This is a genomic window from Kitasatospora sp. NPDC042419 (genome assembly GCF_056437345.1).
Map to the genome: position 1 here is coordinate 324,806 of NZ_JBWKAW010000005.1, position 19,232 is coordinate 344,037.

A 19,232-nucleotide genomic window follows, 5' to 3' on the forward strand; every position below is an offset into this window, starting at 1 on the left:
CCCTCCGGCCCGCCCCGGCGACCCGTCCGCGCCGCTCCCGACCCCGCACCCCGACCCCGCACCCCGACCCCGTACCCCGCACCCCGACCCCGCACCCCGCACCCGGATCGGCCCGGCCCGGCTCCCGCCCCTGCCCCGACGGGAGCCGGGCCGGGAGCCGGGCCGGAGGGCGTCGAAGGGTGCCGGAGGGTGCAGACGGGGGCGACCGGCTGAATTCTCATCCGCCTCCCAGCCGTGCATCACGGCCCTCCCAGCTCCGACCGCCATAGTCGGAGCGTCCTCACACCGACGCCGACCAGGGCAGGAGCCGACCGGGCATGGGCCAGCACCGCCGCCGCAGACCACGACGCCGCCCGCCGGCCCGCACCGCCCTGGTCCGCGGCGTGCTGGCCGGCACGGCCCTGGCCGTCCTCACCGTCGCCGCCGTCCTCGCGGGCAGCCACAGCGCGACCTCCGAGGCGACCGCCGTCCGGCCGCCCGGTCCCGCGTTCCGGTCCTCGGCCCCGGCCGCCCCCGCGCCGCCCGAACTCCCCGCCGGCGCCGGCACCCCCTCGCCCTCCCCGGCAGCCGCCACCGCCACGCCGTCCCCCGCAGCCGCCACCGCCACGCCGTCCCCCGCGGACGCCACCGCCACGCCGTCCGCCGGCGCCTCGCCGTCCACCGCCCCCGGCACCACCGTCCTCGGCACCACCGCCGTCGCGCCGGCGACGCCCGAGGCGGCCACCGTCGGCGCGCTGTTCACCGGCGGCGTCCGCCCGGGCAGCCACTTCTGCACCGCGAGCGTGCTGCACAGCACCACCGGCAACCTGCTGCTCACCGCCGCCCACTGCCTGGACGACCCGGACGGCGTCACCTTCGCCCCCGGGTACCGCGACGGCTCGGCCCCGTACGGCACCTGGCGCGTCACCGCCGTGCACACCACCGCCGGCTGGTCCCGGGGCGGCGACCCGGACGAGGACTTCGCCATCCTGGAGACCGCCGCCGACGCCTCGGGCCGCCGGATCGAGGAGGTGGTCGGTGCCAACCCGCTCGGCACCGACGAGCCCTTCGGCACCGCCGTCCGCCTCTACGGCTACCCCTCCGGCAGCGAGGACCCGGTCCTCTGCACCAACGCCACCGGGCGGCAGAGCGCCTACCAGCGCGTCGTCGACTGCCCCGACTACCCGGGCGGCACCAGCGGAGGCCCGTGGATCTCCACCACCACCGGCCACGTGGTCGGCACCATCGGCGGCTACCAGGAGGGCGGCGACACCCCCGACGTGTCGTACAGCGCCTACTTCGACCACACCATCGCCGGGCTCTACGCCGAGGCGGCCGCCGCAGCCGGCTCCTGACCGCCGTAGCGGTGCCGGTGCAGCCCGAGGGAGCGCACCCGCGCACCGGCGGCCGGCACCGCGGCCGGCGCGCAACAACCGACCGCCCGGAACCAGGCCGCGCGCCAGGCGGCGATCCGGTCGCCCGGGATCCCGCAGCAGCGGACGTAGGTGACCAGCAGCGGCTCCGAGGGCATCCGGAGCCCGGCCAGCACGTCCGCCAGGGTGCTGCGCGGCAGGACCCCGAAACCGCCCGTCCTGGCCCGCTCCTGGAGTTCGCGCAGCGAGGGCTGCCCGGCGGCCAGCCGCAGCCGGTGCATCGCCTCCAGCAGGTGGGCCGGCTCGTAGACCAGCTCCAGTCTTCGGGCCCGCCCGCCCGGCGGCGCGGCGCCCGGCCGCCGTTCGGCGCGGGCCGCCGCCGTGCCCGCCCCGGAGGCGGCCCGCTCCCAGCGCTGTCGCGCCTCGCGGACCGAGGCCCCGCAGGCCGCCGCGTACGCCTCGACCACTCCCAGCCGGGGCAGTGCGGAGCCGCTGTCGGCCCGTGACAGGGTCGCCGGCGAGCACCCGGACCGGGTGATCCGGCCGGCCATCTGCCGGTACGTGAGGCCGGACTCCGCGCGCAGGGCGCGCAGCCACTGGGCCAGTTCGTAGTGCGGTGCCGCCGGGGACACCGCGTTCTTGCGTCGCGCCATTGCCGCCCTCCCCACGGCGTGCCGCCCGGTCGGCCGTTGTTCCCGGTAACGGCCGGAACCCGGTCCGACCGGTTCGGCCAGCCGACTGCGGTGCGATGTCGTGAATCGCCTCGAATGACGTTCCGGGTGGTACACGTATGGGTGCGACCACGGTAGTCACCGGGTTCTCCCAAGGTCAATGCCCTTTGCCTCTTCTTTGCATCGTCCGATGTTGTAGAAGTTACCGCCACGGGGTCTTGCCGGGGGCCGTTGATTCAATTCGTCCGGAATGCGGTGGGACGGATTCCGCCGCCCTGGCCTGGGTGAAGATGGGTCCGGGTGGTGTCCGGCCGAGGCGATTGTCCGGCGCCGGCGGGGCGAGTGGCCCTTGCGGCGGGCTTTACCGGTCTGTTGGCATTGGCGGCATCCGCAGCGGTATTTCGGAACTCTCGGAGGAGACATTATGTCGCCCACGGAAAACGCTGATTTCACCGTCCTGGTCGAGCTGCTCAAGGACGTCAAATCCGGCCTGGAAGGCCAGTCGATCACCCCGGCCGACTCGGTGGTCGAGGACCTCGGGCTGGATTCCCTGGACCTTCTCCAGCTGGCCCGGAAAATCAACCGCCGGCTCGGCGTCGACTTCGACCTCGACGGCTGGAACGAGACCGCGGCCGAGCACCGCCGCACGGTCGGCTCGATCCTCGCCGTGGTCGCGGCGGCCCAGCGTGTCTGAGCAGCCCGGGACCTCGCCCGGCGCCGGCCGGGTCGCCCTGGTCACGGGCGGCTCGCGCGGGATCGGCGCGGCCGTCGTGCACCGCCTGGCGGCCGAGGGGCTGACCGTGCACCTGGTCTACCGCGAGGCCGAGGAGGCCGCCCGGAACGTCGTCGCCGCCGTCACGGCGGCCGGCGGCCGGGCGGTCGCCCACCGCGCCGACGTCGCGGAGGAGAAGCAGGTCGTCGACCTGGTCGAGCGGATCACCGACCAGGAGGGCGCGCTGCACGTCCTGGTCAACAACGCGGCCGTGATCGACGACCGGCTGGTCGCCGCCACCCCGACCGCGCACTGGGAACGGGTGCTCCGGATCAACCTGACCGGCCCCTTCCTGGCCTGCCGGGAGGTCCTCCCCGTCATGCTCGACCAGGGCTGGGGCCGGATCGTCAACATCTCGTCCAACTCGGTGCGCATCCCCGGGCCCGGCCAGAGCGCCTACGCCGCCGCCAAGGGCGGGCTGGAGGCGCTCACCCGGACGCTGGCCGTCGAGGTCGGCCGCAAGGGCATCCGGATCAACACCGTCGCCCCCGGCAAGGTGCGCACCGAGATGACCGACGCCGTCGCCGAGCGGCTCGGCTCGGACGGCGCCGGCACCCGCTGGGGCCTGCCCGAGGACATCTCCGGCCTGGTCGCCTTCCTGGCCGGCGACGAGGCCGACTACATCCAGGGCCAGACCTTCACGGTGGACGGCGGCCGGCTGGTGATGCGGGCCGCCGCCGGGGCCCGGCCGCGCCGGGCGGGGGTGCCGGCGTGAAGTACTGGGAGGACCTGGTCGGCGCGCCGGACCACCGGTTCGGTCCGCTGGTCTTCGGCGGCGACCTCCTCGACCGGCTGCTCGACCTGATGGGCGAGAAGCACCCCGTCCACGACGACGACGCCTTCGCCCGGGCCCTCGACCGCACCCGGCGGATCGTGCCCGGAGGCTTCATCCACTCGATCACCTCCGGCTGGGTGGTCCAGCACGGCTCGCCGGCCGCCGTCGTCGGACTGCGGACGCTGGCCTGGGACTTCGTCCGCCCGCTCTACCCCGACACCCCGTTCTGGTTCACCACCCGCACCGGCCGGACCGTCGAGATCGACGACCGGCTCGGGCTGGTCGAGTCCACCCGGCGGGTGCACGACGAGGACGGCCGGGTCTACGCGATCGGCCGGATGAGCGTGGTGGTGCTGCGCCGCGCCGCGGCCGTCGCGCTCACCCCGGCCCCGGACCCGGCCGCCCCGGGGACCCCCACCGACCCGGTGCGGGCGGCGACCGCCCCCGCCCGGACCAGCGAGAGGACAGAACGATGACCGACGACACCGCGAACACCCCGCCGGTGCCGCTGCCCGGGCCGCTCTCGCCCCGCCCGCTGGAGGGCAGGGTGGCCCTGGTCACCGGCGGCTCGCGCGGCATCGGCGCCGGCATCAGCCGCAAGCTCGCGGCCTGGGGCGCCACCGTGGCGATCAACTACGTCGACCGGGAGGGCCCCGCGAAGGAGCTGGCCGCCGAACTCACCGAGTCCGGCGCCAAGGTGACCCTGCACCGGGCCGACCTCTCCGAGGCGACGGCCGCCGAGGAGCTGCTCGCCGAGGTCGGCGAGGCCCACGGCGACCTGCACATCCTGGTGCAGAACGCGGCGGCCACCAAGTTCTCCCTGCTGGAGAACGCCACGCTCAGCCAGTGGCAGTTCGTCCAGGACACCAACGCCCGCGCCACCTGGCTGCTGGCCAAGCACGGGGTGCCGCTGATGAAGGGCCGCCCCGGCGCCCGGTTCATCACCATCACCAACTCGACCACCACCCGGATCGTGCCGCGCGCCGGGCTGCTCGGCGCCGCCAAGGCCGCCCTGGAGAACCTCACCCGGTTCCTGTCCTACGAGCTGGCGCCGCACGGCATCGTCGCCAACTGCGTCCGCCCGGGCCTGGTGCAGACCGGCGTCTTCAGCGTCCGGCCCGACTTCAACCACGGGGTGCGGCACGAGCTCGCGGTCTCCCCGTGGACGGAGGGACAGATGACCACCCCCGAGAACAGCGCCGACGTGGTCGCCATGCTCTGCCTGGACGAGGCCGCCTGGATCGTCGGGCAGACCATCACGGTGGACGGCGGCTACGCGCTCTGGGGCAACCTCAACAGCCCGCTCCGGGTGGGCGAGTGACACCGGGAAGGGGGAGCTCGCCATGTCCGACGTGATCGTGACCGGCACCGGGGTGGTCTCCCCGGCCGGTCTGGGCACCGAACCGCTCTGGTCCGCGATGGCCGCCGGCCGGTCGTTCTTCGACCCGGCCGGGCCGCTGCCCTGGCCGGTGGCCGCGGTCGACCGCGCGGCCGTGGAGTGGCCGCCCGGCAAGCCCTGGGTGGACAACCGCAAGTACGCCAACCTGGCCGCCTACTGGGCGGTCGAGGCGGCCCGGCTCGCACTGCGGCAGGCCGGCCGCGACCCGGACGCCCCGGACAGCCCGGGCTGGGGGGACCCGGAGCGCGGCGGCACCGTGATGGCCGTCGGCAGCACCGGCGACGAGCTGGGCGACGTGATGCCCCGGCTCGCCGGGATGGCCCTGGACGACCCGCGCCCGCTCGCCACCCTGCTCTACGAGGAGGTGCCGGACTACTCCTACATCCGCGGCATCCCCTCCCAGCTCGGCCAGTTCGTCTGCATGACGACGGGCTTCCGGGGCTCCAACGTCGCCGCCTACGGCGAGGTCGCGGCCGGCGGCCTGGGCGCGCTGGCGCTCGCGGTGCGGCTGCTGGAGAGCGGCGAACTGGACCGGGTGCTGGTGGTCGGGGTGGCCCCGCCGTCCTCGGTCTCCGCGCTCGCCTCCTTCGACCGGGACGAGCCGATCGGCACCGAGGCCGCCCCGGGCCGCGGCCCGTTCGACGAGGAGCGGGCCGGGCCGCTGCTCGGCCAGGGCGCCGCCGCCGTCCTGCTGGAGCGGGCCGCCCCGGCGGACGCCCCGGCACCCCGGGCCCTGGCCCGGCTGCTCGCCTGCGAGACGGTGGTCGCCGCCGACCGGGCGAGCGCGACCGGCCTGGCGGTGCGGGCGGCGCTCCGCCGGGCCGGCGGACGGCCGGACCTCTGGTGGGCGCACGGCTCGGGTTCGCCGGCCGCCGACCGGGAGGAGTGCTCGGCCGTCCTGCCCCAGGTCGGCGCGGTGCCGGTGACCAGCAGCAAGGGCACCCTGGGCCTCGCCCTGGAGTGCTCGGCGCTGATCGACACCGCACTCGCGGTCGAGTCGCTGCGCCGAGGCCAGCTGCCGCCGGTCGGCCTGCTGCGGCGCCCCGACCCCCGGCTCGGCGGCCCGGACACGGTGACCGGGTCGGCCCGGCCGGTGCCCGGCCTGGGCACCGCCCTGGTCACCGGGATCGACCACGGCCGGGGCACCGCCTCGGCCGGCGCCCTGGTGCTCGCCGGCGTCACCGGTGACCCGCGCGACCACCGCGCACGGCGGGAGGAGGAGCTGTGACGGACGACGACATCGTGATCACCGGGATGGGCGTGGTCACCCCGATCGGCGCGACCGTGGAGGACTTCTGGGAGGCCAACCTGGCCGGCCGGTCGGGCGTGGTCGCCGAGGACCGGATGGACCTCGGCGGACTGCCCTGCGGCTGGGCGGCCGGCCTGATCCCCGAGGACATCAGGAAGGAGGTGGCCGAGCGCTGGGGCGACCCGGACCGCACCTGGGGCGACACCCTGCTGCACTGCGTCGTGGACCAGGCGCTCACCGACGCGGGGATCACCGGCCCGATCGGCGGCGAGGCCGCCGGACTGGTCTGGTCCCGGGTCTGGCCGGGGCCGAGCGGCTCCTTCCCGCAGGACTACGCGGTCCACTTCCGGGAGCTCGGCGAACGCTACCGGCGGATCGGGAACGACCCGGCCGCCGTGCTGGAGAGCCTGCGGAGCCGCCGGCTGTCGGCGGAGGCCTCGGACCACTCGGCCTTCCCGGTCGAACTGGCCGGGCGCCTGGGCGTCCCGCTGATCGCCTCCCGGGTGGAGGCCACCTGCTCCGGCGGCCTGCGCTCGATCGCCGAGGCGGTCCGGCTGCTGCGCCTCGGGCGGGTGGAGGTCGCCGTGGTCGCGGTCTCGGTCTCCCGCAACACCCAGTACGTGCTCTCCCAGTACGGGCAGCTGATGGCGCTGTCCCGCTGGAAGGGCGATCCGGCCCACTCCTCGATGCCCTTCGACCGGCGCCGCTCCGGCATGGTGATCAACGAGTCGGCCGGGGCGCTGGTCCTGGAGACCGCGGGCCACGCCGCCCGGCGCGGCGCGGGGTCGCACGCGGTGGTCGGCGGCTGGGGCCTGGCGGTGGACACCACCCACATCACCGCGCCGCAGGTCGGCATGGTCGAGCGGGTGATGCGCACCGCGATCGCCGGCTCCGGGCTCACCCCGGACGACATCGACACCGTCAACGCGCACGGCACCTCCACCAAGCTCAACGACATCACCGAGGCCCGGGCCCTGCACCGGGTGTTCGGCGAGCGGACGGCGGAACTCGACGTCTGCGCGGTGAAGTCGCTCACCGGGCACGGTTCGGCCGCGTCCGGGGTGGTGGAGACGGTGGCGGCGGCGCTCACCCTCGGCCGGGGCGTCATCCCGCCGGTGGTGACCTGCACCGAACCGGACCCGGCCTGCGCGGTGAAGACCTCGCTCACGCCGGTGGAGCGCCCGGTGAACACGGTGCTGAAGAACTCCTTCGGCTTCGGCGGGCAGTACGCGTCCATGGTGTTCAAGCGCCCGGCGCAGCCCCGCCCGGCCCCGGCCCGATGAGGGGCGGCGAGGCGGTGGGCACCGCCGAGCTGCCGGTCGACGTGGTCGAACCGGTCGGCGGGCACCGCGCCACCGTCCTCTGGCTGCACGGCCTCGGCCAGGGCCCGGAGAGCCTGGTCGAGGTCTCCGACCGGATGGGGCTGGACCGGGCGGGGATCCGCGGGGTCTTCCCGCAGGCGCCGCTGCGGCCGGTCGGCCGGGTCTCCGGCGACCCGGTGCGGGCCTGGTTCGAGCAGGACGTCTTCTCCCTGGACAACCCCGGGCCGGAGTCGCTGCCGAGCGCGCTCGCCGTCGAACGGCGGCTGCGTGCCGTCCTCGACGAGGAGACCGCCCGGGTGGGGGCCGGGCGGACGGTGGTCGCCGGGTTCTCGCAGGGGGCGCTGATGGCGCTGGTGCTGGCCCTGCGCTACCCGCAGCGGCTGGCCGGGCTGGCGCTGTACGCGCCGTTCCTCCCGGATACGGCCGTCCCGCTGCTGGCCGCGCGCCGGTCGGCGGCCGGGGCGGACCTGCCGGTCTGGATCGGCCACGGCGCGTTCGACTGGATCATCCCGGAGCAGAGCGGCCAGAAGGTGCGGGACGTGCTGGCGGACTGGGGGCACCCGGTGCGCTGGCAGCGCTACCGGGCCGGCCACGAGGCGTTCGGCGGCGTGAAGCGCGGGCTGCCGGCCTTCCTGGACCGGGTCCTCGGGCCCGCCGGGGGCTGACCGGCCGATCCGAACGGGGGCCGGGCTTCGAGACCCCTCTCGAAGCCCGGCCCCTCCGGCACGACCACCCCCCCCCGCAGCAGGAGGTCGGCCCGGCCGACTTCCTGCTGCGGGGGGTGGTGCTGGTGGTCACGTGCCGAGGACGCCTGCCACATTCCCCGGATCGTCCAGCCAGACCGTGTTCGTGTCCGGGGTCACGGTGAGCCCGTAGCGGTCGAGCCCCGGCCGCCCGTCGGCCAGCCACGCCGAGGCGGCGGCCGCCAGCTCGGACCAGAGTGCGCGCGGGCCGCCCTGATAGGCCCGCGCGGTGCCGTTGCTCCGGCTTTCCAGCACCGCCCACGATCCGTCGGGGGCGAGGAACCATCGGCCGGTGACGCCGTCGGCCGCCAGGCGCAGCCGGGTCGTGCCGGGCAGGGCGAGCTGTGCGCTCCACAGGAACGCGGGGTCGTCCAGGGTGTCGGGGTGAACGGCCGGAACGAGGCCGGCGGCGTCGTCCCGGGACCGGACGGCCGCGCGCATGAGGGGGCCGATCTCGGGCTGCTCGGTCTCGCGGGAGGGCATGAACGAGACGTCGGAGTCGATGAATCGACCATGCGCTACCCCGTTGCCCACGTGCAGTTTCACGTAGCCGTAGGCGCCGAGGCTGCCCACAAGCGACAGCACGATGACCGCGCCGGGCGCCGCCTGGGCCAGCCATGCGGCCGGGACGCGAGTGGGCGAGTACGTGGCGATGATCCGGTCGTAGGGTCCGCTGATCGGGTCGCCCTCGGCACCGTCGCCCACGACCAGGCGGGGGCGGTGGCCGATGGAGGCGAGCCGTTCGCCGTCCACGGCGGACAGGCCCGCGTCGTGCTCCACGCTGGTGACGTGCCGATCGCCGAGCCGGGCGCACAGCAGCGCGGTGGAGTAGCCGGTGCCGGTTCCCACTTCGAGCACGTTCGCGCCGTCCGGGACCTCCAGGTCTTCGAGCATCCGCACGACGACGCCGGGCAGCGTCGAGGAGCTGGTGGGTGTCCCGGTGACGGGTTCGCCGCCTGGCTCGGTGGCTCCGTGGTCGAGCTGGGTGACCCACGTCGTGTTCCGGTAGACCAGCCGCAGCCATTCCCCCGGGTCGGTGTCCCGGCCGACGGGGGTGTAGCGGGTGACGCCGTCCGGGCCGTCCAGGGCGGCGAGGAAGGACGGCAGGAAGACGTGCCGGGGGACTGCCAGCAGCGCGTCCCGCCACTCCGGGGTGCGCAGGGAGCCGTCGTGCTCCAGCTCCTTCGCCAGCGCGATTCGAAGCCCGTGGGCCGTCGCCTCGATTTCGTCCGGGATGTCACTCACCTGCGTCGCCCTTCTCCAGGAGGTCTGCGATGGCGTGCGAGATGGGCACACCCGTTCTGTGCTCGATCCACGACCACTGGCCGTTGGGGTTCACTTCGAGGAATCGCCAGTCCCCGGCCGGTGTCACGATGAAGTCGAACGCCCCGAAGACGAGCCCGAAGGCGCGCATGAACGCGGACACGCGCTCGCGCACCGGGGAGGGGACGGTCGTAGGCCGGTACGTGAGGCTCTTGTAGTCGGTCCGCCAGTCGATCCTGGCCGCGTCGGATCCGGCGTGGATCTCCACGGAGAAGAACCGGTCGCCGACCACGGTCATCCGGACCTCGTGGGACTTGTCGATCCATTCCTGGAAGAGATGGGCGCACAGGCGTACCGAGTCGTCCAGGTCGGCCGGGTCGAGGACCACCGTGTCCACGGGCGCGCCGAGGCTCTTGGTGATGATCGGGCCGTCGAGTTCGGCGGCGAACTTCCGCGCGGCCCGGGGGTCGTTGGTGATGATGCTGCGCGGCGGGTCCAGCCCCAGGCGCCGGGCGGTGGCGAGCTGCCAGGGCTTGTGGTTGGCGTCCAGGTCCCGCGCGGGGTGGTTGATCCACAGGCAGGGAAGGGCTACGGCGACGCCGACGAAGCCGGCCCGCGACTGGGCGGCGGCGAACCGCCGCCCAGCCTCGGACATGTCGTCGGGCAGTCGGAACTCTTCGGGTCTGCGGAAGTACACCGACCGGACGCGGGAGAGGTCGAGCGAGCGGTACCCGTCGTCGAGTACACCGGCCCACCTGTCGTCGAGCGTCGCGGTCAGGGTGAGTTCGGTCGGGAAATCGGCGGTGTCGCAGCGGAACACCGGGACACCCCGGTCGTTCAGGTGCTCGACCACCAGATCCGCAGTCGAGTCGAGCCGGTGCGTGAGGACCAGCACCGCCTCGCCGTCAGGCTCCGTCACCGCGGTTCTCCTAGTAGAAGTCGGTGCCTTCGTCGTTCTTGCTGTCGGAGTTGGTGTTGCTGCTGGTCTCTCCGCTGGCGGTGTGCGCCCAGGGGTTGCCGTCGGACGTGACGGCGATCTGCAACTCCCGGTCGTACGTGACGCCGGTGGTGTCGGCGGGCTCGCTGGTCTGCCGCGCCGCGTAGCGCATGGCGAACGGCTGTCGCTCGGGGACGGTGGTGGTCACAGGTCTCCTCCTTGCGGTGTTGAGCTCGTACGGGTCGTTCGCGTCGATGCCTTCCCGCCCGATGTCACGGAGCGTTGGGCCTTCGCTACGGATGAGGCTAGGAATCAGCGCCCAGTGCCAACAATGGATTTGCGTGAACTTGCGGAGATTCACCTGAGCGAGTCGACCGCGGCGACGATGAGGGATCGAGCGGCGGAACCGAAGACCGCCAATCGGGCCAGACCGGCGAAGGTCTCCGCGTACATGGCGACCTCATGCGGCTGGGTGATGGTCAGGTGGGCGGACACGAGCTCGACGTTGACCTGCTCGTCGTCGAACATGAAGAAGCCTTCCGACGGCCAGAACTTGGACCGGTCGGCGTCCGACGGGATGATTCCGAGACTCACCGAGGGCAGTGTCGCCGCTTCGAGGAGGTACTCAAGCTGATCGGCCATCGTTCTGACACTGCCGATCCGGTGACGCAGGGCGCTCTCTTCGAGGACCAGGGAGAAGCGCCGATGGCCGCTGGAGGCGACCTGCTGCTTTTCAAGGCGAACCGCCACGGCCTCCGCGATGTCGTCGGTGAGTCCTCGCCGGTCCCTGAGCGCCGTCAGCAGTGCTCGGATGTAGTCGCCGGTCTGGAGTGGTCCGGGGATGAGCCATGACGAGTAGAAGCGATAGCGAAGTGTTCGTTCCCAGATCGGCACCACCGAACTCTGGACGTGCTTCAGTCCCGACCGTTCGAGACGCCGCCACTCGACGTACGCTCCTTCGACGCCACGCAATGTGGCGATCAGATCATCGGTCTGCCCTGTCGCGTTGCAGTGGACCACCCATGCCCTGATGTCGGTGTCGGAGGGGGCAGTCTTGCCGTGCTCGATTCGCGAGCACTTCGATTCGTGCCAGCCGGCAAGACCGGCCAGCGCTCGTGCGGTGAGTCCGGAGTCGAGCCGGATCTCGCGCAAGCGCTGGCCGAGTGCCTCCCTGGCACGTTGTACGGAGGAGTGGGGCGAGGACATCAGTCGGGCTGGTAGTCCTCATGACGGACGGCACGGTCCCAGACGGAGTCGAACGCCGTGGCGCACAGCTTGATCGTGGGTTGATCGGTGACGAGTTCGGAGTCCGTCCAGTCGCCGCTTCCGCTGAAGTGGTTGACCAGCAGGACGCTGTCGTCGAAGAGCCAGAAGTCGTTGCCGGGCAGGGCCAGATCGGTCGCGCTCCGCCGGGGCAGCCAACGGACCTGCTCGCCCGCTGTGATGTTGTGCTCCTCGGTGATGGCGTGTTCGAAGCGGGTGTAGTCGCTCAGCGGCTCCGACACGATGCGGGCTCGGCGTACCGCCACACCCCGGTCGGTCGCGGCGCGGACCAGTCCCCGCCAGTTGACCTCGTCAGCGCCGTCGAGCACGATCCGGCCGTCCTGCCAGGCGATGTACGACGGGTCGTCGAGCATGTAGGCGTCACGCATCTCAAGGTGCACCGCCGATCGCTCCGTCGCTTGGAACAGTCGTTCAAACAGAGCTGCCACCGTTCACCTCCGGGAAGAACTGAAGCATCCGGCGGGGGAACTCGATCACGGTCTCGTGCTCCGGGAGGTCCAGCTGGGCCAGCCGTTCGGTGTCCAGCACCTTCCAGCCCTGGAGGAGGTAGTTGCCGGTCTCGTCATCCAGGTAGACCGTGGGGGAGTGCCCGTTCGGGGACTCGGGGTCCTTGCCGAGCTTGTGCAGCGCCATGCCGGCTTCCCTCTCGCTCGTAGCCGAAGCGGATTGCTGCGAAGAAGCATGCAGCACCGGGCAGTTCCTACGCCTCGGACTTGCGCGAACTTGCATGGGTGGGGGAGGACCTGCTCCCTCTGCCCGCGCAGGAAGTCGGACCGGCCGACTTCCTGCGCGGGCAGAGGTGCTGGTGGTCACGTGCTCACCTCCGGCGGCCGCTCGCGGGCGCGAGGGGCCGCCGGAACGACCCGCTAGGTGCTGCTGCCGAGGTGGTCGAGTTCGCCGGATTTGATGGCGTGGAGAAGGTCGGCGAAGGCAGCGGGGGTGGTGTGGAGGATGATGTCGCCGTCGTCGGATTCCCGGAGTTCGACCAGGCCGCCCACGGCACGCACCTCGACGCATGCGTTACTCGACCCGGAGTAGCTGGACTTCTGCCAGGTGGGGTTGGACATGGCCCATCTCCCGAGGGTGGTGGTGTTGCGGTGCCTCGCTCGGTTCGAGTGAGGCACCGCTGGAAGTTAGGCGTAGTGGTTGAGTCCGCCGGATTTGATGGTGCGGAGGAGGTCGGCGAAGGCGGCGGGGGTGGTGCGGAGGATGATGTCGCCGTCGTCGGACTCACGGAGTTCGATCAGCCCGTTCACTGTGCGGACCTCGACGCAGTTGTCGCTTGCGGCGGAGTAGCTGGACTTTTGCCAGCCGAGGTTAGCCATGCTTGCTTTCCTTTTCTTCCTTGATGGATCGGATGAGATCTCGCGACTCTTCCTCGGCCAGCGCAGTGGATTCCATCTGTCCGATGAGCGCACGGAACCTTGCCAGGTGCGCTGGCGCATCAAAGAGCCGGCAGCCGTGGCCCGTGTCCATCTGCGCCGCATCCAGGTCGGTGACAGGCCCGTCCGCGTAGGTGAAGTTCTCGCTGGGGCTTGGAACGACGTCAACGCCAAATGGCACGACTCGAACGGAGATTCCGGGACGCTCGGAGTCAACGAGGATCGATTCGAGCTGCTCAGTGAGAACCTTCGAGCCGCCGAACTGCATGTGCAGGGCAGCTTCGTGTATGAACGCACGGTATGGCGTTGAATCGGATCGCACCACGAGTTGCCGCCGCATACGGAAGGCCGTCCTGAGGTCTACCTCGTGCGGAGGTAGGGGTGGGTACGTCTGGGAAAAGAGTGCCGAGGCGTATCCGTTGGTCTGAAGTAGCCCGGGGATGAAAGTGGTTGTGTAGGTGAAGATCTTCCGTGCACCGGCCTCCAGCTCGGCAACCTCAAGAAAGTCCGTGGCCAGCGTCCCGCGGTATTCCTCCCACCAGCCGCTCTTGCCGCGCTCGGTGATGATCTCGGCAAGGGCATCGATCAGGGGCTGGTTGACGCACATGCACAGTGCGGCGATGGTGCGTAGCCGCTCTGTGCTGAGGCCGGTCCTTCCTGCTTCCATCTGCGTCACATGCGCGGGATTGATGCCGAGGTCGCGAGCAAGCTGACTGCCCCCGAAGCCAGCCTGTTCCCGCATCCGCCGAAGCTCGACGCCGAGCCTACGTTGACGGAGGGTCGGGTTGGAGCGAAGGGCCATGGCGTCCTCTCTGCCGGTACTGGGGTCAGTGTGCCGCGCCCGTGGTGAACGGGTCCATCTGAGGCTGGGTGCCACGGTAGGGGGAACTTCCAGGGGATCGCCACAGATTTGTGACCCTCTGCGCTATGGTCGACATCACAGCGATCCGACGGATCGTCAGTAACGCCTGTTCATCGGGGTGGTAGGTGCCTGCTGCCCTCTTGCACCGCAGAGCAGCCATGGCCGGGCCTGGCTCACGGTGACGTATCCGCCGACGCTCTCCCCTCCCCACTCTCGCCTCTCCTTCGGAGGTTTCTCATGCGTGCCTGCAACCCGCCCGACTGGTCCGCCGCCCGCGAGGAGTTGCGTGCTGCGCTCGCCCTCGCCGCCTGGCCCGACGACCTCATCTCCGACGCCGAACTCGCTCTCCACGAGCTGTACGTCAACGCCTGGCGCCACGCGGGCTGCCAGGCGCCCGCCGTCGTGGTCGTCCTCCTCACCGCCCGCACCGTCCGGGTCTCCGTCGCCGATGACAGCCCGACGCTGCCGGAGCCGCGGATCTCCGCCGACCCGTACGAGGTGTCGGGGCGCGGGCTGCACCTCGTGCGCTCGCTCACCCACCGGTTCGGCGCCGATCCGCGCAAGACGGGCAAGCGGGTCTGGTTCGAGCTGGACGCCGCCGCGTGAACCACGACCACACCCCCATCGCGCCGGACGACCCCGTCATCCGCACCTACACCGACCCCGAGGTCACCGCCCTGATCCGCGAACTCCACGAAGCGGGCCGCCCGTTCGGCATCCAGTGGGGCTCCGCCGCCACCCTCCCCGGCACCGTCGACGGCCGCATCCTCGTCGACTTCGGCAACGCGCCGGTCGCCACCCTCCTCAACCTCCTCCGCCTCCTCCGCGAAGGGACCGACCCCCGATGGGCGTCCTGATCCCCATCCCGCGCCCCCACACTGAGCGCACCACCGTCCCCTACCTCACCGTCGAGACCGTCCCCGACGCCGACCTCCAGCTCCGCTTCCCCGTCGACCTCGCCGTCAACGCCGCCCCCGGCGACCACCTCGCCGTCCCCCTCACCCGCGCCCAGGCCCGCGACCTCCTCGAAAACCTCGCCAACCACCTCGGATACCTCCGATGACCGACTACCTCGTCGGCACCGCCTTCGCCGTCCTCCTCGCCCTCGCCATCACCACCGTCGTCGTCGGCGTGGTCACGAGCCTGCGCATCGAGGACACCCCGCCCCCGCCCCCCATCACCCGCCACGGCCGCTGGGAACTGCGCCACCTCCCCGACGGCACCACCGAGTACACCTGGATCGCCCGCCAGGCCGGGCACTTCAGCCCCGAGACCAACCCCACCCCCGACAACCGGCAGCCCCACGGCCGCCACCGCATACCCCACTGACCCGCACCCCTCCTCGCCCCGTCGGAGTCCTCCGGCGGGGTGGAGTGCTTGAAGGGCTCGTCGCTACTTCCGGGGTCGGGCAGGACGGGTGGCAGGCCGCCGACGGTGAGCAGCACCGTAGGCATCCCCAGCTGCTCCGGCGGGGCGGAGCAGCTGGAAGTCCCGTCGCCGCCGCCATCCCCGGCGCCGGGCGGGACCGGCGGGGGCGCCGAGCACCGCGGCCTGGGCGCTGGGCGCGTTGTCGATGGTGAGCGGTGCGGTCGGTATCCCCGGCTGATCCCAACGGGGCGGAGTGCCGGTGGCCCCGGTCCGTTGCCGCCCCGTACCGGGCAGGGCTGGTGATGGGTCGCCGAACGCCTCTGCCGTGCTGCCGGCCGCGTTGCCGACGATGAGCGGCGTGGTGGAGGCCTCAGGCCCCGGCCCGCCGCCATCCTCGGTGCCGGGCGGGACCGGCGGTGGGTCGCCCCGAACACCTCCGCCGTGCTGCCGAGCGTTAGGAGGACCCCGGCCCGCCCCCATCCCCATCCCCGGCGCCCCCGTCCGTGGGCGGGGCCGGTGGCGGGTCGCCGAACACCGCGGCCATCGTCCCGAGCGCGTCGTCGACGGCGAGCAGTGCCGCCAGCATCCGCAGCTGCTCCGGCGGCCCGCTCGGCCCGGCTCCCGACTGCTTGGGGATCCGCGCCCGGACCCCCTGGTAGGCGGGCCCGGGTCGCCCGCCGATCGCCCGCCGGACGGCCGCACTGTTCGCCGCCACCGCCCGGTTGAGCCGGGCCACCCGGGGATCGGACCAGAGCGTGGGATCCGTGACCGCCCCGTCCACCAGCACGCCCACCGGGGATTCGCAGGCGCCGACGGCATCCACCACGTCGGCCCGGTAGGGCCGTCCGGCGCCGGACCCGGACCCGCCCCCGCGCCCGGTCAGCCGCCGCGTCAGCCGTCCGGCGCGGCGTTCGGCCCGCAGCGGGCGGGCCAGCAGTTCGAGCTGCGCGACGCCGTACGCGAACCGCGCCCGGCCGCGCAGCAGGGCGGGCCGGTCGGCGTCGGCGACGCCCAGCAGCTCGTTCAGTGCGGCCAGCGCGTCAGCGGTGCGCCGGCGCAGCACGTCCCGGGTCCGGAGCGGGAGGATCAGCCAGGCCGCCGCGATGCCGACGGCCGCGCCGAGGCCGATTGCCGCCAACCGGGTGCGCAGCAGGTCGTCGGAGCCCTGTCCGAACCAGCCGTACAGCAGCGAGAGCACGGCGGTGACGCACCCCGCCCAGTAGGCGTAGCTGAGTTCGCGCAGCCAGGTGGCGAGCGCGAGGACCGCGAAGATCAGTACGACGGCGGCGTCCTCGTGCGGTCCGAAGGCGCCCGCGACGGCCGTCGCGACGACCGTGCCCGCGGCCGCGCCGAGCGCCCGCAGCAGCCCCTTGAACAGGACGTCGGCCCGGCCGCGGGCGCCGCTGCAGACGATGAACGCGGTGAGCACCACCCAGGCCCAGTGGTCCGGCCAGACGGCCCGCCCGGCGAGGAACGCCCCGCCGACCGCGCCCGCCATCTGGAGGGCCATCCGGGTGTGGACGAGCGGCCGCCGCCGGGCTGCCGGTTCCGCCGCGGCCTCCGGCGCCGGGTCGGCCGGCTTCGGGTCGGCCGACCCCGGCTTGGCCGGCTCCGGTTCGGGCGGTCGGACGGGTGCGGGGACCAGCCCGGTCCGGACGGCGGCGGCCTGGGCCAGGGCCACCCAGGCGCCGGAGACCACGGCGATCAGCGCGACCCACAGGCTGTGGTCGTGGCCGGGGACCGGCCCGGCGTCCGGCGGCATGACCAGCAGCGCCACCAGCGGCAGCACCAGCAGCCCGCCGGCCCGGCCCGCCCGGGGGCCGAACCGGCGGATCCAGATCGGCAGGGCCATTCCGAGGGTGAAGAGGGCGTCGGCGACGTTCGGGTGGAGGGTCATCAGCCGCCCGACCTCGGCGGCGCCGGCGGCGGCCGCGGGGAGGACGGCGAGCCCGAGCAGCCGGTCGTACCGGTCGGCGGTGCGCTGGACCTGTGCGGCGGTGGCCGCCAGCACCACGGCCTGGACGACGACGTCGACCCGCAGGTGCGCGAGGTGCTCGACCAGCAGCGCGGAGCCGTACGCGGCCAGCATGGCGGCCGTGGTGACGGCGGTCCCGCGGAGCAGCAGCAGCCCGGGGTCGAAGCGCACGGCCCGGCGGAGCCAGGAGAAATACCTACTCATCACGTACGGATTTCTCCCTTTCCTGCTCACGCTGACCGAGGAAATGCCGAAGTCCTGCCGTCCAGATCGTAAGTGTTAGCGTAGCAATATGGAGATCGAGCAGCCATGGCTTCCGGAAGCGGCGGAGATCCGCCAGGGCACCGTCCGGCTGGCCCGCCGACTGCGGGCCGAGCGCGCGGGGGAGGGCCTCAGTCTGAACAAGCTGAGCGTGCTCGGGCACCTGCTCCGGCACGGTCCGATGTCCCCGGGGGCGCTGGCCGCCGCCGACCGCCAGCAGCCGCAGTCCCTCACCCGGGTGTTCGCCGAACTGGAGCGGGACGGCCTGCTCCGTCGCGTCCCCGACGAGCGGGACCGCCGGCAGTCCGTCCTCCACCTCACCGCGGACGGCCGCACCGCGCTGGCCCGCGACATGGCCGGGCGGGACGCCTGGCTGGCGGAGGCGCTGGACGCGCTCTCCGAGACGGAGCGCGAGGTGCTCCGCCTCGCGGCCCGCCTGATGGACCGCCTGGCCGACACCCCCGACCGACACGCCTGACCGGACCCGATCTGACCGGACCTGACCGCGCACCCGGAACCGGCCCGCCCCCTACCGGGAGAGCTATCGCCGCAGGGCCCGGTACCGCTTGAGCAGGGCGGTGAGCCGGGCCGGGTCCGCCGCGCCGTTCAGCTCGGTGAGCAGGTCGTCCGGGCAGAGCTCGTAGTGGTCGCCCCACCAGCGCCGCACTTTGCCGTCCCAGATCCGGTAGCCGCCCGGCACGCCCCTGGCCACGTAGCGACGCTTGCCCATGAAGCCCCCGCCCCACCACGCGCCCTGAAAACGAATCAGGCCCAGTCCCGCGGTAACTTACCGCTGGCCTGGGCCTGTTCAGCACTTCTTGCGAAGTGCCCCCGGCAGGATTCGAACCTGCGCACCCGCCTCCGGAGGGCGGTGCTCTATCCCCTGAGCTACGGGGGCCTGCTTGGTGTTGTCGTCGCGTTCGCTTCGACGTGGAGAACATTACCAGGCTCCGGGCGTGGTCCGTGCACGGGTTTTGCGGGAGGCCGGACGGGCGGTCGGACGGCCGCCGGGGGAGGCCCGGGGAAGGCCCGGCGGAGGTCGGGCGGACGGTGCGCCACCCGGCCGGAGCGGAAGTGCGGAAAGGCCGGACGGGGCGGCGGGCCCGCCGATACCCTCGGTGAGGTGTCGGGAGTGTCCGGGCGGGTCCTCGTGGTGGACGACAGCGAGGTGATCCGTCAGCTGATCAGGGTCAACCTGGAGCTCGAAGGCTTCGAGGTGGTGACCGCCGCCGACGGTGCCGAGTGCCTGGAGGTGGTCCGTCGGGTGAAGCCCGACGTGGTGACGCTGGACGTGGTGATGCCGAGGCTGGACGGTCTGCGGACGGCGGCCCGGCTGCGGGCGGCGCCGGGGACGCGGCGGCTGCCGATCGCGATCGTGAGCGCCTGCACGCCGGCCGACCTGGACCTGGGGGAGTCGGTCGGGGTGGACGGCTACCTGGGCAAGCCCTTCGACCCGGCGGACCTGGTGGCGCTGGTGCGGCGGCTGATGGTGCCGGCCGCCGACGCAGGGGAGGCGAACGGGTTTCGCCCTCAGCGAACAGACGGGATCGATCGCGGCTGAGCACGGCGCCCGGACGTCTCAACCGGCAAACCGAGTGGCGGGTGCCCTCCCCACCT

General features: G+C 72.9%; 26 protein-coding genes and 1 tRNA gene. 14 read left to right on the plus strand and 13 right to left on the minus strand.

The annotated features are described in order from the left end of the window. Positions 1-317: 317 nt before the first annotated feature. Entirely contained in the window at positions 318-1,334 is a 1,017-nt protein-coding gene (locus AC067J_RS13550) for a trypsin-like serine peptidase (protein WP_478298666.1), read from the plus strand. Here the strand turns inward: AC067J_RS13550 and AC067J_RS13555 are convergent. Further along, positions 1,301-2,005: a helix-turn-helix domain-containing protein gene (locus tag AC067J_RS13555; RefSeq protein WP_478298668.1), complete on the minus strand. Its 705-nt coding sequence runs from the start codon at positions 2,003-2,005 to the stop codon at positions 1,301-1,303. The two genes, AC067J_RS13550 and AC067J_RS13555, sit on opposite strands and share 34 nt — an antisense overlap. 442 nt (positions 2,006-2,447) lie before the next feature. On the opposite strand from AC067J_RS13555, the gene AC067J_RS13560 reads away from it, so the two are divergent. From AC067J_RS13560 to AC067J_RS13590, 7 genes are read left to right on the plus strand one after another with little or no spacing between them, the layout of a single operon-like run. Further along, complete coding sequence (locus AC067J_RS13560; RefSeq protein ID WP_478298670.1) at positions 2,448-2,717, plus strand: phosphopantetheine-binding protein; 270 nt, start codon at positions 2,448-2,450, stop codon at positions 2,715-2,717. Continuing rightward, positions 2,710-3,510 carry an SDR family NAD(P)-dependent oxidoreductase gene (locus AC067J_RS13565; protein WP_478298672.1) on the plus strand — a complete coding sequence of 267 codons (801 nt, stop codon included), beginning with the start codon at positions 2,710-2,712 and terminating at the stop codon, positions 3,508-3,510. The genes AC067J_RS13560 and AC067J_RS13565 overlap by 8 nt, the downstream gene beginning before the upstream one ends. Further along, positions 3,507-4,046, plus strand: a complete 540-nt coding sequence (locus AC067J_RS13570) for a hypothetical protein (RefSeq protein WP_478298673.1) — start codon at positions 3,507-3,509, stop codon at positions 4,044-4,046. Before AC067J_RS13565 ends, AC067J_RS13570 begins: the two co-directional genes overlap by 4 nt. After that, positions 4,043-4,891, plus strand: a complete 849-nt coding sequence (locus AC067J_RS13575) for an SDR family NAD(P)-dependent oxidoreductase (protein ID WP_478298674.1) — start codon at positions 4,043-4,045, stop codon at positions 4,889-4,891. Before AC067J_RS13570 ends, AC067J_RS13575 begins: the two co-directional genes overlap by 4 nt. Before the next feature lie 22 nt (positions 4,892-4,913). Continuing rightward, positions 4,914-6,197, plus strand: a complete 1,284-nt coding sequence (locus AC067J_RS13580) for a beta-ketoacyl synthase N-terminal-like domain-containing protein (RefSeq protein ID WP_478298676.1) — start codon at positions 4,914-4,916, stop codon at positions 6,195-6,197. Next, complete coding sequence (locus AC067J_RS13585) at positions 6,194-7,501, plus strand: beta-ketoacyl-[acyl-carrier-protein] synthase family protein (protein ID WP_478298678.1); 1,308 nt, start codon at positions 6,194-6,196, stop codon at positions 7,499-7,501. The genes AC067J_RS13580 and AC067J_RS13585 overlap by 4 nt, the downstream gene beginning before the upstream one ends. A gap of 14 nt (positions 7,502-7,515) precedes the next feature. Then, positions 7,516-8,205 (plus strand): alpha/beta hydrolase, encoded by a 690-nt coding sequence (locus tag AC067J_RS13590; protein ID WP_478298680.1) that lies wholly within the window; start codon positions 7,516-7,518, stop codon positions 8,203-8,205. A 129-nt stretch (positions 8,206-8,334) separates the two neighbouring features. Here AC067J_RS13590 and AC067J_RS13595 read toward each other — a convergent pair whose 3' ends face one another. From AC067J_RS13595 to AC067J_RS13635, 9 genes are all read right to left on the minus strand, one after another. Continuing rightward, positions 8,335-9,528 (minus strand): rRNA adenine N-6-methyltransferase family protein, encoded by a 1,194-nt coding sequence (locus tag AC067J_RS13595; RefSeq protein ID WP_478298682.1) that lies wholly within the window; start codon positions 9,526-9,528, stop codon positions 8,335-8,337. Continuing rightward, a complete protein-coding gene (tgmB, locus tag AC067J_RS13600) occupies positions 9,521-10,465 on the minus strand; it encodes an ATP-grasp ribosomal peptide maturase (RefSeq protein ID WP_478298684.1) in 945 nt (314 codons plus the stop codon). Before tgmB ends, AC067J_RS13595 begins: the two co-directional genes overlap by 8 nt. Before the next feature lie 10 nt (positions 10,466-10,475). Then, entirely contained in the window at positions 10,476-10,691 is a 216-nt protein-coding gene (tgmA, locus tag AC067J_RS13605; protein ID WP_478298686.1) for a putative ATP-grasp-modified RiPP, read from the minus strand. A 149-nt stretch (positions 10,692-10,840) separates the two neighbouring features. Beyond that, on the minus strand, positions 10,841-11,689 hold the full coding sequence (locus tag AC067J_RS13610; RefSeq protein ID WP_478298688.1) for a helix-turn-helix domain-containing protein: 849 nt from the start codon (positions 11,687-11,689) through the stop codon (positions 10,841-10,843). After that, positions 11,689-12,147, minus strand: a complete 459-nt coding sequence (locus tag AC067J_RS13615; protein WP_478298689.1) for a DUF6879 family protein — start codon at positions 12,145-12,147, stop codon at positions 11,689-11,691. Before AC067J_RS13615 ends, AC067J_RS13610 begins: the two co-directional genes overlap by 1 nt. 31 nt (positions 12,148-12,178) lie before the next feature. Next, positions 12,179-12,400 carry a hypothetical protein gene (locus AC067J_RS13620; protein WP_478298690.1) on the minus strand — a complete coding sequence of 74 codons (222 nt, stop codon included), beginning with the start codon at positions 12,398-12,400 and terminating at the stop codon, positions 12,179-12,181. A gap of 233 nt (positions 12,401-12,633) precedes the next feature. Next, positions 12,634-12,834, minus strand: a complete 201-nt coding sequence (locus AC067J_RS13625) for a DUF397 domain-containing protein (RefSeq protein ID WP_478298692.1) — start codon at positions 12,832-12,834, stop codon at positions 12,634-12,636. Positions 12,835-12,900: 66 nt separating this feature from the next. Then, positions 12,901-13,092 carry a DUF397 domain-containing protein gene (locus AC067J_RS13630; protein ID WP_478298693.1) on the minus strand — a complete coding sequence of 64 codons (192 nt, stop codon included), beginning with the start codon at positions 13,090-13,092 and terminating at the stop codon, positions 12,901-12,903. Next, positions 13,085-13,951, minus strand: a complete 867-nt coding sequence (locus AC067J_RS13635) for a helix-turn-helix domain-containing protein (RefSeq protein ID WP_478298694.1) — start codon at positions 13,949-13,951, stop codon at positions 13,085-13,087. Before AC067J_RS13635 ends, AC067J_RS13630 begins: the two co-directional genes overlap by 8 nt. 297 nt (positions 13,952-14,248) lie before the next feature. Between AC067J_RS13635 and AC067J_RS13640 the strand changes: the two genes are divergently transcribed. From AC067J_RS13640 to AC067J_RS13655, 4 genes are read left to right on the plus strand one after another with little or no spacing between them, the layout of a single operon-like run. Next, the gene (locus AC067J_RS13640; protein WP_478298696.1) at positions 14,249-14,617 is read left to right on the plus strand and encodes an ATP-binding protein; all 369 of its coding nucleotides are present in this window, start codon (positions 14,249-14,251) and stop codon (positions 14,615-14,617) included. Next, positions 14,614-14,868 carry a hypothetical protein gene (locus AC067J_RS13645; protein ID WP_478298698.1) on the plus strand — a complete coding sequence of 85 codons (255 nt, stop codon included), beginning with the start codon at positions 14,614-14,616 and terminating at the stop codon, positions 14,866-14,868. Before AC067J_RS13640 ends, AC067J_RS13645 begins: the two co-directional genes overlap by 4 nt. Beyond that, on the plus strand, positions 14,856-15,074 hold the full coding sequence (locus AC067J_RS13650; RefSeq protein WP_478298699.1) for a hypothetical protein: 219 nt from the start codon (positions 14,856-14,858) through the stop codon (positions 15,072-15,074). The genes AC067J_RS13645 and AC067J_RS13650 overlap by 13 nt, the downstream gene beginning before the upstream one ends. Beyond that, a complete protein-coding gene (locus AC067J_RS13655; protein ID WP_478298700.1) occupies positions 15,071-15,340 on the plus strand; it encodes a hypothetical protein in 270 nt (89 codons plus the stop codon). The genes AC067J_RS13650 and AC067J_RS13655 overlap by 4 nt, the downstream gene beginning before the upstream one ends. Positions 15,341-15,833: 493 nt before the next feature. Here the strand turns inward: AC067J_RS13655 and AC067J_RS13660 are convergent, their stop codons facing one another. After that, entirely contained in the window at positions 15,834-17,558 is a 1,725-nt protein-coding gene (locus tag AC067J_RS13660) for an FUSC family protein (RefSeq protein ID WP_478298702.1), read from the minus strand. An 88-nt stretch (positions 17,559-17,646) separates the two neighbouring features. Here AC067J_RS13660 and AC067J_RS13665 point away from each other — a divergent pair, with 88 nt between their 5' ends. Continuing rightward, a complete protein-coding gene (locus AC067J_RS13665) occupies positions 17,647-18,093 on the plus strand; it encodes a MarR family winged helix-turn-helix transcriptional regulator (protein WP_478298703.1) in 447 nt (148 codons plus the stop codon). 63 nt (positions 18,094-18,156) lie between these two features. On the opposite strand, the gene AC067J_RS13670 is transcribed toward AC067J_RS13665, so the two are convergent. Next, positions 18,157-18,345: a hypothetical protein gene (locus AC067J_RS13670; protein ID WP_478298704.1), complete on the minus strand. Its 189-nt coding sequence runs from the start codon at positions 18,343-18,345 to the stop codon at positions 18,157-18,159. Between the two features lie 96 nt (positions 18,346-18,441). Continuing rightward, positions 18,442-18,513: transfer RNA gene (locus AC067J_RS13675), tRNA-Arg, on the minus strand. Positions 18,514-18,747: 234 nt separating this feature from the next. On the opposite strand from AC067J_RS13675, the gene AC067J_RS13680 reads away from it, so the two are divergent. Continuing rightward, a complete protein-coding gene (locus AC067J_RS13680; protein WP_478298972.1) occupies positions 18,748-19,176 on the plus strand; it encodes a response regulator in 429 nt (142 codons plus the stop codon). The last annotated feature ends 56 nt before the right edge of the window (positions 19,177-19,232 follow it).

Bases quoted from the DNA above. Each gene is read 5' to 3' on its own strand.
- AC067J_RS13630 (WP_478298693.1), bottom strand. From the start codon at position 13,092: ATGGCTAACCTCGGCTGGCAAAAGTCCAGCTACTCCGCCGCAAGCGAC.
- AC067J_RS13610 (WP_478298688.1), bottom strand. From the start codon at position 11,689: ATGTCCTCGCCCCACTCCTCCGTACAACGTGCCAGGGAGGCACTCGGC.
- AC067J_RS13660 (WP_478298702.1), bottom strand. From the start codon at position 17,558: ATGAGTAGGTATTTCTCCTGGCTCCGCCGGGCCGTGCGCTTCGACCCC.
- AC067J_RS13580 (WP_478298676.1), top strand. From the start codon at position 4,914: ATGTCCGACGTGATCGTGACCGGCACCGGGGTGGTCTCCCCGGCCGGT.
- AC067J_RS13550 (WP_478298666.1), top strand. From the start codon at position 318: ATGGGCCAGCACCGCCGCCGCAGACCACGACGCCGCCCGCCGGCCCGC.
- AC067J_RS13575 (WP_478298674.1), top strand. From the start codon at position 4,043: ATGACCGACGACACCGCGAACACCCCGCCGGTGCCGCTGCCCGGGCCG.
- AC067J_RS13560 (WP_478298670.1), top strand. From the start codon at position 2,448: ATGTCGCCCACGGAAAACGCTGATTTCACCGTCCTGGTCGAGCTGCTC.
- AC067J_RS13670 (WP_478298704.1), bottom strand. From the start codon at position 18,345: ATGGGCAAGCGTCGCTACGTGGCCAGGGGCGTGCCGGGCGGCTACCGG.
- AC067J_RS13640 (WP_478298696.1), top strand. From the start codon at position 14,249: ATGCGTGCCTGCAACCCGCCCGACTGGTCCGCCGCCCGCGAGGAGTTG.
- AC067J_RS13650 (WP_478298699.1), top strand. From the start codon at position 14,856: ATGGGCGTCCTGATCCCCATCCCGCGCCCCCACACTGAGCGCACCACC.
- AC067J_RS13555 (WP_478298668.1), bottom strand. From the start codon at position 2,005: ATGGCGCGACGCAAGAACGCGGTGTCCCCGGCGGCACCGCACTACGAA.
- AC067J_RS13620 (WP_478298690.1), bottom strand. From the start codon at position 12,400: ATGGCGCTGCACAAGCTCGGCAAGGACCCCGAGTCCCCGAACGGGCAC.
- AC067J_RS13635 (WP_478298694.1), bottom strand. From the start codon at position 13,951: ATGGCCCTTCGCTCCAACCCGACCCTCCGTCAACGTAGGCTCGGCGTC.
- AC067J_RS13625 (WP_478298692.1), bottom strand. From the start codon at position 12,834: ATGTCCAACCCCACCTGGCAGAAGTCCAGCTACTCCGGGTCGAGTAAC.
- AC067J_RS13665 (WP_478298703.1), top strand. From the start codon at position 17,647: ATGGAGATCGAGCAGCCATGGCTTCCGGAAGCGGCGGAGATCCGCCAG.
- AC067J_RS13655 (WP_478298700.1), top strand. From the start codon at position 15,071: ATGACCGACTACCTCGTCGGCACCGCCTTCGCCGTCCTCCTCGCCCTC.